This window comes from Paraburkholderia sediminicola (genome assembly GCF_046026855.1).
GTDB classification, from domain to species: Bacteria; Pseudomonadota; Gammaproteobacteria; order Burkholderiales; family Burkholderiaceae; genus Paraburkholderia; species Paraburkholderia sediminicola_A.
In genome coordinates this window covers 1-12,057 of the sequence record NZ_JAQQET010000006.1, presented here as the reverse complement: position 1 = coordinate 12,057, position 12,057 = coordinate 1, and the positions used below count along the sequence as shown (strand labels likewise).

Sequence of the window (12,057 nt, the reverse complement as noted above, 5' to 3'; positions counted from 1 at the left end):
CACCCAGCGGATTCCTATCTGGTATGGCTTTGAGCCATGGTAGATGTGATGCATGCGGCAAAATGTCGCAGCTCAAAGCTTACAGTTAGCATAAATTTTTCGGCATCATCGCACCCTGTGTGAATGGGAATTATTCTCATTTGATGGGTTTAAGAAAAATCGAGATTAGCGATGAGCGTAAATAGCGGGGTAAAACAGCCGAAGAAACGGCTGTCGGTGCGGCCATTCCACATGGCTGCGTGTCTGGCATTTGTAGCAAGTCACGGGGCTTGGGCGCAACAGGCGTCCACGACACAGGCGGTGTCGGACGCAAGCGAAAAAGCACTGCCGACGGTCAAGGTCACGGCGGCGCAAGACACGGAACAGCATCTGAGGGAAGACGTCAGCAGCGGGGCCCTCGGCGCGCGCTCACAACTCGACACGCCGTTTTCCACCACCGTGGTCACCAGCGAAGAATTGCAGGATCGTCAGCCGTCCAAACTCGGCGCCGTGTTCGCCACGGACGCTTCCGTATCCGACAACGGCAACGCCTACAACGCATGGGCCACCTACGTGACAGTGCGCGGCATGCAACTCGACTGGCAGTCGGGCTTCAAGATCGACGGCATGCCCTTCAACAGCTATGGCATCACGATGCCGTACGAGCAGCTCGAAAAAGTAGAACTGCTGAAGGGACTGACCGGCTTTATGTACGGCTTCGGCGCGCCGGGCGGCGTGGTCAACTACGTGACGAAAAAACCGCCGGTGTCGGCCACGCCGGTGCGCAGCGTCGACATCGGCTATCAGACCGATGGTGTGTGGGCCGAGCACGCGGATCTCGGTGGACGTGTCGGCCCGAACGGCATGTTCGGCTACCGCCTGAATGCGACGCACGAAGAAGGCAAGACCTATAACGAAGGTAATGTGCGGCGCGATGCAGTGTCGCTGGCGCTCGACGCCCGCATCACCCGCGACCTCAAGGCCACTTTTGGCGCGTTGTATCAGGAGCGTCATTCGAGTGGCATCACTGGGGCGATCTCGACGGCGCAATACACCGGCACGAGCCTTCCACGCACCTTAAGCGGTGGGACGGGCGATCTCTCCGGTCCCGACCAGCATCTGAACACGAACGTTCAGCTCTACACCGCAGGCGTGCAATACAACCTCGGCCAGGACTGGACAGTCAACGCAAACTACAGCTACAGCAAAAGCTCGCGCGATCGCAACGAGAGTACGTACTATCTGCAGAACGGCGCCGGCGATTACACGGATAGCCGTTTCGCCGGCAAGGAGGGGCACCAGTTGAGCTTGTGGCAGGTGTCGGCGCAAGGCAACGTCAAAACCGGGCCGTTCGAGCATCAGCTCGTGTTCGGCGCGGCTTATCAACGGCAAACCAACGACTACGGCGCGAACAGTTTCTTCGGTCAGATCGGCACCGGCAACCTCTACCTGCCGAACACCAATACCTTCGACGGTGCGCCCAACTACACCACCTATCGCGACAGCGACATCACGCAAAAGGCCTTGTTCGCGAGCGATACGATCCAGCTGACGCAGCGCTGGTCGGTACTCGGCGGGGTGCGTTACACGAACTACGAACAGCACGGCTACTCGACCACCGGTGCGACCACGTCGACATACAGCCAGAATGGTGTCGTGACGCCGGCCGTCGCACTGATGTTCAAGCTGGCGCCGACCACCACGCTGTACACCAGTTACGTCGAATCGCTGGAAGCGGGCACCGTGGTGGGCGACACGTACGCGAACCGGGGCGAATTGCTCAAGCCGTTGCGCAGCAAGCAGTACGAAGTGGGGATCAAGAGCGAGCATGCGCGCTGGAGCGCGACGGCCGCGCTGTTCCGGATCGAACGCGGCTCGGCGTATGCGAACAGTGCGAACGTCTTCACGCAGGACGGCGAGTCGATCTTTCAGGGCGTGGAACTTGGCGGCGACGTACGTCTGGGCGCGAGCTGGAATGTCGGCGGCGACCTCATGTGGATCAACACCCAATACGAGAAGGGCGCGGCCAACAACGGCAACCGCGTGGCCGGTGCGCCGCAGTTCGTCGTAGCGGGCCATGCGACGTACTCGGTGCCGTATGTGCCGGGGTTGCGCATCGGTGCCGACGCGAAGTTCACGGGCAATACCAACGTGCGCCCCACGGCCAATCTCAACGCGCCGGGCTACATGCTGGTCAACCTCGGTGCGAGTTACGCCACGCGCATAGGCGGTTACGACGTGACGTTCCGCGCGGCGATCGACAACCTGCTCAATCGCCGTTACTGGGAGTATCAGTACGCGGACTACGTGACGCCGGGCGATCCACGCACGCTGTCACTGAACGCGCGCATCGACTTCTGAGCATAAAAAAAGCGGCACCAGGTGCCGCTTCAGACTGCTGACTAATCCCACGTTTTTCGGGGCGTGGGCCGTTGTCCCTTACACCAGCCGCAGATAAATCAATTCCCGCTTGATGTACGCATAGAAGATCGGTGCCGCGACCACGCCGGGGATGCCGAACGCGGCTTCCATCACGAGCATCGCGATCAGCAATTCCCAGGCGCGCGCCTCGATCTGACCACCGACGATGCGCGCGTTCAGGAAGTACTCCAGCTTGTGAATCAGGATCAGGAATACCAGCGACATGATCGCCGCCGGAAAGCTCACCGAGAGCGCCACCGCGACGATGATCGTGTTCGAGATCAGATTGCCGATCACCGGCAGCAACCCAACGATAAACGTCACCAGCACCAGCGTTTTGGAGAGCGGCAGCGTGTCGTGAAAGATCGGCAGGATCACCAGCAGGAAGATGCCGGTAAAGACCGCATTGATCGCCGAGATCTTGACCTGCGCGAATACGATGCGGCGGAAGGCATCGGCGAAACGGGTCACGCGCGTGACGAACGCCGTGGACAGCGGCAGCCGTTGCATATGCTTCTGCGCCCCGACCGCGATGATCGCGCCGATGATCATGCCGATCAGGATGTGCGTGAAGCCGCGCGCCGCGGTCTTGCCGCTTTGCTGCAGCATGTTCGCGTGCGTCTGCATCAGTTCGGCCGCCTTCGCCTTCATCTGCTCGGTATCGACCGGCAGATAGTTCGCGACGAATTGCGGAATCCGGCCGCGCGCCTGGTCGATCAGCTGCATTGCCTGGTCGAGCAGCTTCTGCACGCTCGGCACGTCGTTCTCGAAATGTTCGATGATGCCGAGCGTCAGCCCTGTCAGCGCGCCGACTATCACCACCGACAGGATCACCACCGCGAGCCAGCGCGCGCGCTGACTCGACATGTGCCGCTCGATGCGCGGCGCGATGGTGTGCACCAGTTGGAACACCAGCAGCCCGGCCAGCAAGGCACCGAGCAGCTTCAGTTCGATGACCGCCCACATTCCGAACAGCATCAGCACGTAACTGCCGATTTCGACCGCCGACAGTCTCGGCAGGCTCATGTCGCTAGTCAGCCTGACCGGGCGTGGGCGTAGGTCCTGCACTTGCCCGTCGTCGCGCGCCTGATTCCGCTTGGCCATGGCTTATTCCGTCTCCAACCCGTGTTGTGCAGCGTTACTTTTTGCTGGCAATGCGTTTCAGCAGAGGCGCCAGATACTTACCGGTAAAACTTGCCTTCGACTTGGCAACCTGCTCCGGCGTGCCTTGCGCGATGATCTGACCGCCGCCGGCTCCGCCTTCGGGACCGAGATCGATCACCCAGTCGGCAGTCTTTATTACATCGAGATTATGCTCGATGATCACGACGGTATTACCCTGGTCTCGCAAACGATGAATGACTTCCAGCAGCAATGCGATGTCGTGAAAGTGCAGACCGGTGGTCGGCTCGTCCAGAATGTATAGAGTGCGACCGGTGTCGCGCTTGCTCAGTTCCAAAGATAGTTTGACCCGCTGCGCCTCGCCGCCCGACAGCGTAGTGGCCGACTGGCCCAGCCGGATATAGCCCAGACCCACGTCCAGCAAGGTTTTCAGCTTGCGCGCGACGACCGGTACCGGCTTGAAGAACTGGTAGGCGTTCTCCACCGTCATGTCGAGCACTTCGCTGATGTTCTTGCCTTTGTATTGGACGTCCAGCGTTTCGCGGTTGTAGCGCTTGCCGTGGCAGACGTCGCAGGGAACGTACACGTCCGGCAAAAAGTGCATTTCCACCTTCAGCACGCCGTCGCCCTGGCAGGATTCGCAGCGGCCACCCTTCACGTTGAACGAGAAGCGGCCGGCTTCGTAGCCGCGTTCCTTCGACGCAGGCACGCCCGCGAACAGTTCGCGGATCGGCGTAAACAGGCCCGTGTAGGTGGCGGGATTCGAGCGCGGCGTGCGGCCGATCGGCGACTGGTCGACGTTGATGACCTTGTCGAAGTGCTCCAGACCTTCGATCGATTCGTACGGCGCCGGCTCAGCGGACGAGCCATACAGGTGATGCGCGACCGCGTGGTACAGCGTGTCATTGATCAGCGTGGACTTGCCCGAACCGGATACGCCGGTCACGCAGGTCAGCAGGCCGACCGGCAGATCGAGCGAGACATGCTGCAGATTATTGCCGTACGCCTCGACGATGCGCAGACGGCGTTCGTCCGGCGCCTTGCGCTCGTCCGGGAATTCGATGTTGCGGGCGCCGGACATGTACTGCCCGGTCATTGACGCCGCGTTCGCCTCCACCTGCTTGGGCGTGCCTTCGGCGATCACCATGCCGCCGTGCTCGCCTGCGCCGGGGCCCATGTCGACCACGTAGTCGGCCATGCGGATCATGTCTTCGTCGTGTTCGACGACGATCACCGAGTTGCCCAGGTCGCGCAGATGCTTGAGCGTGGCGATCAGCCGGTCGTTGTCGCGCTGATGCAGACCGATCGATGGTTCGTCCAGTACGTACATCACGCCGGTCAAACCGGAGCCGATCTGCGATGCGAGGCGAATCCGCTGCGCCTCGCCGCCCGACAGCGTTTCCGCGCTGCGCTCGAGCGACAGGTAGTCGAGGCCGACGTTATTCAGGAACATGAGGCGCGCGACGATTTCCTTGACGACCTTGTCGGCGATCTCACGCTTCGAGCCTTCGAGCCGCAGCGTCTGGAAATAGCCAAGCGCATCGCGCAACGGCCAGCCGCTGATTTCGAAGATGCCGCGCGCGTCGCTGTCCGTGCCGATCCGCACGAAGCGCGCTTCCCGGCGCAGCCGCGTGCCGGCGCAAGCGGGGCAAGACTGGTTGTTCTGATACTTCGCGAGCTCTTCGCGCACCGCGACCGAATCGGTCTCGCGGTAACGCCGCTCCAGATTCGGGATGATCCCCTCGAACACATGCTCGCGCACGGAAGTGCGGCCGCGTTCATTGATGTACGAGAACGGAATTTCCTGCTTGCCCGAACCGAACAGCAGAATCTTGCGGACTTTCTCCGGCAGATCTTCGACGGCTGTGTCGATGTCGAACTCGTAGAATGCCGCAAGACTTTGCAGCATCTGGAAGTAGAACTGGTTACGCCGGTCCCAGCCCTTCACCGCGCCTGCCGCCAGCGACAGCGACGGATGCGCCACCACCCGCTTCGGATCGAAGAAGGTGATCTGGCCGAGGCCGTCGCATTCCGGGCACGCGCCCATCGGGTTGTTGAACGAGAAGAGGCGCGGCTCGAGCTCCTGCAGCGAATATGAGCAGATCGGGCAGGCGAACTTCGAGCTGAACAGCTTCTCCTTGTCGGTATCCATTTCCAGCGCAATCGCGCGGCCGTCGGCGAGACGCAGTGCCGTTTCGAACGATTCGGCGAGGCGCTGCTTCATATCGGGGCGCACTTTCAGCCGGTCGACGACGACGTCGATCGTGTGCTTGTCGTTTTTCTTGAGCTTCGGCAGCGAGTCGACGTCATAGATCTTCGCGACGCCTTCGTTGGCCGTGCCGCCACCTGAGCGCACCCGGAAACGGATGAAGCCCTGTGCCTGCATTTCCTCGAACAGTTCGACGTGCTCGCCTTTGCGGTTCGCCACCACTGGCGCGAGGATCATTAGCCTGGTTTCTTCCGGCAAAGCGAGCGCCGCGTCGACCATCTGCGAGACGCTTTGCGCTTCCAGCGGAATTTCGTGGTCCGGACAGTACGGCGTGCCGACCCGTGCGAACAGCAGCCGCAGATAATCGTGAATTTCGGTGACAGTGCCGACCGTGGAACGCGGATTGTGCGAGGTCGCTTTCTGTTCGATCGAGATCGCCGGCGACAGGCCTTCAATCAGATCGACGTCCGGCTTCTCCATCAATTGCAGGAACTGGCGGGCGTAAGCGGAGAGACTTTCGACGTAGCGCCGCTGTCCTTCCGCATAGAGCGTGTCGAACGCCAGCGACGATTTACCCGAGCCGGACAGGCCCGTAATCACGACGAGCTTGTGACGTGGGAGGTCGAGATTGACGTTCTTCAGGTTGTGGGTGCGAGCCCCACGGATACGGATTTGTTCCACGCGTTATTCCATCACCTGGCCATTAGCTGGCGGAAAGAGGAGGAGGCTAAACCTGCTACTATAACGACTTTTCAAGACCGCTGTTACGGCTTCCTGACAGCCTGAACGGGCATCAAGGCAAGCTGTAAGGCAGCAGTCCAGCGCCGTGGGGAAGAGGTCTAACTGGGGCCGTTTTCCGCGAGTACAAGGCGCCGCGAGGCGTGCGGGCCGTGTGCAGCAAGGCCGCTGGCCCGAATGCCGCGTCGCATGCTTGCCGCCGTCCTGCCGTCCCGTGGTAAGCCGCCTGGGTGTGGCCGTCCTGCGGGGAAGGTCCGCCCGCGGTGTGCCGCCCCGATCATTCAAAGAACGCTCCCGATGTCCAATCCGTCCGCTACATCCTCACGCATGAGCGCGCCTGAAATGCGCGCGACCGTGTCGCTTGCCGCTATCTTCGCGTTGCGCATGCTCGGTCTCTTCATGATCATGCCGGTGTTCTCGATCTACGCGAAGACCATCCCCGGCGGCGACAACGTGCTGCTGGTGGGGATCGCGCTCGGTGCGTACGGCGTGACGCAGTCGATGCTGTACATCTTCTATGGCTGGGTCTCCGACAAGATCGGCCGCAAACCGGTCATTGCGACCGGCCTCCTGATCTTCGCGCTAGGCAGTTTCGTCGCGGCAGGCGCGCACGACATGACGTGGATCATTGTGGGCCGGGTGATTCAGGGCATGGGCGCGGTGTCGTCCGCGGTGATCGCGTTTATTGCCGACCTTACCTCTGAAGAGCATCGCACCAAGGCGATGGCGATGGTCGGCGGCAGTATCGGCATTTCGTTCGCAGTGGCGATTGTCGGTGCGCCGATCGTGTTCCAGTGGGTCGGCATGAGCGGCCTGTTCACACTGGTCGGTATCTTCTCGATTCTGGCGGTCGGCCTGGTGCTGTGGGTCGTACCCGATGCACCCAAGCCTGTGCACGTGCGCGCGCCGTTCGCCGAGGTGCTGCATAACGTCGAACTGCTGCGCCTGAACTTCGGCGTGCTCGTGCTGCACGCGACGCAGACCGCATTGTTCCTTGTCGTGCCGCGCATTCTCGAAGCCGGCGGCCTGCCGGTCGCGTCGCACTGGAAGGTGTATTTGCCGGTGATGGGCCTCTCGTTCGTGATGATGGTCCCGGCGATCATCGCCGCGGAAAAGCGCGGAAAAATGAAAATCGTGCTGCTGTCGGCGATCGGTCTTATCCTGATCGGACAGTTGTTGTTGGGCGTCGCACCGCATACGATTCTGAGTGTGGCGGCGATCCTCTTTGTCTACTTTCTGGGCTTCAATATTCTTGAAGCGTCGCAGCCTTCGCTGGTGTCGAAACTGGCGCCGGGCACCCGCAAGGGCGCGGCGGCCGGCGTGTACAACACCACCCAGTCGATCGGTCTTGCGCTGGGCGGCGTGGTTGGCGGCTGGCTGCTCAAGGTGGACGGCCAGAGCGCGGTCTTTTTCACTTGCTCGGGGCTGGTGTTTTGCTGGCTTATAATCGCGGCAAATATGAAACAGCCGCCGCGCAGGAAGGCGTAACAGCGCCCCCAACCCTGGCACTTCGCACCAGGTCCCCCGAGGGGGACTTCCTTCGGTGCGGAAAACCTGGGGCGGCCAGGCGCTTTCTTGACAGAACTCACCCGGCGGCGGGCTGAGGCGCAGTTCCGGTCTCCGGCCCGCTGGCTTGAGACGTGAATCGCGCATTGCTGCGCCGCCCGCAACGGAATTAACAGGAGAAACTCATGGCATCCGTGAACAAGGTCATTCTCGTCGGCAATCTCGGAGCCGATCCGGAAGTCCGTTATCTTCCGAGCGGCGACGCAGTGGCGAACATCCGCCTTGCGACGACGGATCGGTACAAGGACAAAACGTCCGGCGAAATGAAGGAAGCAACCGAATGGCACCGAGTGTCGTTCTTCGGCCGACTTGCGGAAATCGTGTCGGAATATCTGAAGAAGGGCTCGTCCGTGTACCTGGAAGGGCGCATCCGCACCCGCAAGTGGCAGGCTCAGGACGGCACCGACCGTTACTCGACCGAAATCGTCGCCGAGCAGATGCAAATGCTGGGTGGCCGTGGCGGCGCGATGGGCGGTGGCGACGAAGGTGGTTACAGCCGCGGCGAACCGTCGGAGCGTAGCGGCGGCGGTGGTGGCGGCGGTCGTGCGGTTTCGGGCGGCGGCGCCTCGCGTGGCGGCAGCGGTGGTGGCGCTGGTGGTGGTTCGAGCCGCCCGAGCGCGCCGGCCGGCGGTGGCTTCGATGAGATGGACGACGATATTCCGTTCTAACCCCGGCTATCGCCGAGTTAGTACCCAGAACCCCGCTTTCGAGCGGGGTTTTTTTGCCTTCAGCACCCAAAGGCAAAAAACCATCACCGCCTGAGGTGCTCCAGCGCATCTCTCATCGGCACACTGGAAATGACAATCGGCCCGGTAAACGGCGTATCCAGGTCGACGATCACATAGATCGCAGAAGCAATCGACACTGCCCCAAGCGAAATGGTGACCAACGCCAACGCGTTGCGCGGCGCGATCAATCCAAAGCTGAGAAAAATCACGCACAACCAGAACGTCAGTGTCATGAAGAACGGCTGGGAAATTGAACTGTGCGCTTCCTCGATGATTTTCCATCGAGCATCCACAGTCCGCCGATATTGCGTCAACGCGTCATCGAGCGCGCGCTGTTGTAACGGATCGTGCGCCTGCAATTGCCGCAACTGCCTGCCTACCGCAGTCAGCATATCGCCGAGTCGCACGTTCTCCAGCTTCTGCGAGTTGTCCTGCGACCCGATGTCCCTCGGATAATCACCGGCTGGAGCGAATTCGCCAGGCCAAGTCGACGCAATCGCCGCCGCCGTGTACACGCGCAGCAGGTGCCGGGCCTCATTGGTATCGCCGCCGTATTCCCGCAAGGTCGTGTCGAACTCGATCAGGTCAGCCGCAAAGGTACGTAAATCGTTCGATTCGGTATCGAAACTGGATTTCGCGGATGCCGTCATCAACCCGAGCACCAAAGCGGCAAACGTCACAAGCATGCCCATAACCAGTTGGATGAGTTGCACGGTTTCGTGCGCCTTGTGCTCTTCAGGCAGCAACGGCCGCACCCACACGCCCAGGCCCGTCCCAACAAGCAATAAGGCGAAAACCAGCAGAGCCGAGCCTATTTCTGACATAGAAATGCTCCGGAGACGCGTGCTTCGTCACTTTCTACCAACCGCCGCCCGCCGACGACCCGGGTAGTCCCGCAAATGTACTTGCGCGAGTGGTCGCTGACTTCGTCTCGTATGTTGATGTATCGCAAACGTATGCGCCATCAACCATAAAGTTTTCTGTAATCCCGCCGTAGACCATCTGTGTGGCGTTCGCTTAATTTTTAAACAAGGGTTGCGGACCTGGCCGATGGGCTTGGGCGCAGCACGCGTGGCCGAGGCTAATTTTTTGAACAGTCGGTCAGGCAGCCCAATGGAGACAAGCCCGATGCTGAAAAATCTGTCGATTCGAACCAGCCTTACCCTGATGATCATGTTCTTCGGCGCCGTGCTGCTGTTCGGCGCCGCCGCCGGACTGTTGTCGTTGCGTTCGAGCAACGCGTCGCTCCAGCAGATGTACACCGTGGATACGCCCGCAGTCGCCGACCTCGAAGGGAGTGCCGGACAACTGCTGCGTCTGCGTCTGGCTTTGGCGACCTACGCATCGTTGGTCGATCTGAACGATCAGGACGGCGCGAACGCGGTACTCAAGCGCTTTGATCAGTACCAGAAATCATCGAACGACCGTCTTGCCCACTATGTGAGCCGTGCGAGCACGGATGCTGACGAACAGCGCCTGATCAAGGACATGCAGGACAAGCGCGACACCTTCCTGCACGAGGGCATTGATCCGGCACTGGCTGCGCTCAAGTCCGGAGACAAGACCGCATTCGAACAGTTGCAGGCGCACAAACTGCCTTCGCTCTACAGCGCGTACGAAAAGGCCATGCTCACGCTCGAGCAATTGCAACTCGATCACGGTGCCCAGCGCTATCAGGATGCGCAGGATCTGTTCTACGCGATCTGCGTTGCGGTGGCGATCGGTATGGCGCTCTCGCTGCTGGGCTCCTTGATCGGGCGGGCGGTCATGGTGCGGGCAATTGTCAACCCGGTCAATGCGACCATTGCGCAGTTTCAGCGGATAGCCAATGGCGATCTGACTAGCCAGATCGACGTGACGAGCAATAACGAAATGGGCCGCCTGGCTGACGCATTGCGCAAGATGCAGAACTCGTTGATCGAGACGGTGAATGCCGTGCGTCACGGCACGGAATCCATCGATACCGGCGTGAGCGAGATCGCGGCGGGCAATACCGATCTGTCGCAACGTACCGAAGAGCAGGCCGCATCGCTTGAAGAAACGGCGGCCAGCATCGAAGAGCTGACCTCGACGGTCAAGCAGACGGCAGACAACGCGAAGCAGGCGAGCTCGCTGGCGCAGGGTGCATCGAGTCTTGCTGCGCAGGGCGGTGATTTGACCGAGCAGGTGGTGGGCACGATGCATGGCATCGTCGACGATTCACGGCGGATTGCTGACATTGTCGGCGTGATCGAGGGCATTGCTTTCCAGACCAATATTCTGGCGCTCAATGCTGCGGTCGAAGCGGCGCGCGCGGGCGAGCAGGGGCGTGGGTTCGCGGTGGTGGCGAGCGAAGTGCGGTCGTTGGCGCAGCGAAGCGCGGCGGCGGCCAAGGAGATCAAAGGGTTGATCGATGCTTCGACGGCGCGGGTGCAGGCTGGCTCGCAACTGGTCGAACGCTCGGGCTCGACGATGACCGAGATTGTCGAGGCGATTTCCCGCGTGAGTTCGATTATGGGTGAGATTGCGGCGGCGGCGATCGAGCAGAGTACCGGGATTGATCAGGTGAACCTGGCTGTTGCGCAGATGGACGAGGTGACTCAACAGAATGCTGCGCTGGTTGAGCAGGCTGCTGCTGCGGCTAGTTCGCTGGAGGAGCAGGCTCGCAGGTTGACTTCGGCGGTGGCTGTGTTTCAGACGGGGAATGGGGTTTCTTCTTCTGCCGTTCGGCGGGGTGGATTTGCGGCTGTGCCTGCGATGGGTGACTTGGGTGGGCCTGTCACGGTTTGATGTTTTTCTGCTTGCGCGGCGGGTTTTGTCTGTTTGCCTACGGCTTGGCCTTTCCTTGAATTGTTATTGGTTGATTAGCGTCGCCCCTGTGCGGGGCGGGCACTTACTTCTCTTTGCTGCCGCAAAGAGAAGTAAGCAAGAGAAAGCGGCTCAAACCGCTAATTCTTAAGCGGGTCCCCCGCGCAGTTGCGGTAGTGGTGCATCTGGAATCCGTGCTCCCGCACATTCAGCCCTGTGACAAGGCAGTCATACTTCCCGCCTCGCACTACGCGCTCGCCGGAAGGGTTCATCAGGAAACATGGGCTCCGCTTGGGTACGGTGGGAGCCATCGGCTTTGCCTCGGCGAAATGCCGAAGGGAGCACGAGTGCGAAAACACAGCAATCGGTTTTAAGAAGTGCGTTTCGGCGCGCGCAGCGCCGCCGGAAGTATGACGCCCTTGTCACTCACGCCGAATGCGCGGGAACACAGATTCCAGATGCACCACTACCGCGACTGTACGAGGGACCCGCTTATGAGCTGGCGGG

7 protein-coding genes are annotated in these 12,057 nt (G+C 60.9%); 4 read left to right on the top strand and 3 right to left on the bottom strand.

Annotated features, from left to right (window positions below; translation table 11 throughout):
* The first annotated feature begins 171 nt into the window (after window positions 1-171).
* A complete protein-coding gene (locus PQR40_RS08150) occupies window positions 172-2,340 on the top strand; it encodes a TonB-dependent siderophore receptor (RefSeq protein ID WP_408508749.1) in 2,169 nt (722 codons plus the stop codon).
* A 78-nt stretch (window positions 2,341-2,418) separates the two neighbouring features.
* On the opposite strand, the gene PQR40_RS08145 is transcribed toward PQR40_RS08150, so the two are convergent.
* Window positions 2,419-3,504: an AI-2E family transporter gene (locus tag PQR40_RS08145; RefSeq protein ID WP_408239660.1), complete on the bottom strand. Its 1,086-nt coding sequence runs from the start codon at window positions 3,502-3,504 to the stop codon at window positions 2,419-2,421.
* Window positions 3,505-3,538: 34 nt separating this feature from the next.
* Window positions 3,539-6,412 carry an excinuclease ABC subunit UvrA gene (uvrA, locus tag PQR40_RS08140; RefSeq protein WP_408239663.1) on the bottom strand — a complete coding sequence of 958 codons (2,874 nt, stop codon included), beginning with the start codon at window positions 6,410-6,412 and terminating at the stop codon, window positions 3,539-3,541.
* Window positions 6,413-6,766: 354 nt separating this feature from the next.
* Here uvrA and PQR40_RS08135 point away from each other — a divergent pair, with 354 nt between their 5' ends.
* Together PQR40_RS08135 and PQR40_RS08130 are read left to right on the top strand one after the other, a co-directional pair.
* Window positions 6,767-7,957: an MFS transporter gene (locus PQR40_RS08135; protein ID WP_408239666.1), complete on the top strand. Its 1,191-nt coding sequence runs from the start codon at window positions 6,767-6,769 to the stop codon at window positions 7,955-7,957.
* Window positions 7,958-8,160: 203 nt separating this feature from the next.
* Window positions 8,161-8,703 carry a single-stranded DNA-binding protein gene (locus tag PQR40_RS08130; protein WP_408508748.1) on the top strand — a complete coding sequence of 181 codons (543 nt, stop codon included), beginning with the start codon at window positions 8,161-8,163 and terminating at the stop codon, window positions 8,701-8,703.
* An 83-nt stretch (window positions 8,704-8,786) separates the two neighbouring features.
* Here the strand turns inward: PQR40_RS08130 and PQR40_RS08125 are convergent, their stop codons facing one another.
* A complete protein-coding gene (locus tag PQR40_RS08125) occupies window positions 8,787-9,587 on the bottom strand; it encodes a bestrophin-like domain (RefSeq protein ID WP_408239672.1) in 801 nt (266 codons plus the stop codon).
* 304 nt (window positions 9,588-9,891) lie between these two features.
* On the opposite strand from PQR40_RS08125, the gene PQR40_RS08120 reads away from it, so the two are divergent.
* Complete coding sequence (locus PQR40_RS08120; RefSeq protein WP_408239675.1) at window positions 9,892-11,532, top strand: methyl-accepting chemotaxis protein; 1,641 nt, start codon at window positions 9,892-9,894, stop codon at window positions 11,530-11,532.
* Window positions 11,533-12,057: the final 525 nt, after the last annotated feature.

Bases quoted from the DNA above. Each gene is read 5' to 3' on its own strand.
- PQR40_RS08150 (WP_408508749.1), top strand. From the start codon at position 172: ATGAGCGTAAATAGCGGGGTAAAACAGCCGAAGAAACGGCTGTCGGTG.
- PQR40_RS08120 (WP_408239675.1), top strand. From the start codon at position 9,892: ATGCTGAAAAATCTGTCGATTCGAACCAGCCTTACCCTGATGATCATG.
- PQR40_RS08130 (WP_408508748.1), top strand. From the start codon at position 8,161: ATGGCATCCGTGAACAAGGTCATTCTCGTCGGCAATCTCGGAGCCGAT.
- PQR40_RS08125 (WP_408239672.1), bottom strand. From the start codon at position 9,587: ATGTCAGAAATAGGCTCGGCTCTGCTGGTTTTCGCCTTATTGCTTGTT.
- PQR40_RS08145 (WP_408239660.1), bottom strand. From the start codon at position 3,504: ATGGCCAAGCGGAATCAGGCGCGCGACGACGGGCAAGTGCAGGACCTA.
- PQR40_RS08135 (WP_408239666.1), top strand. From the start codon at position 6,767: ATGTCCAATCCGTCCGCTACATCCTCACGCATGAGCGCGCCTGAAATG.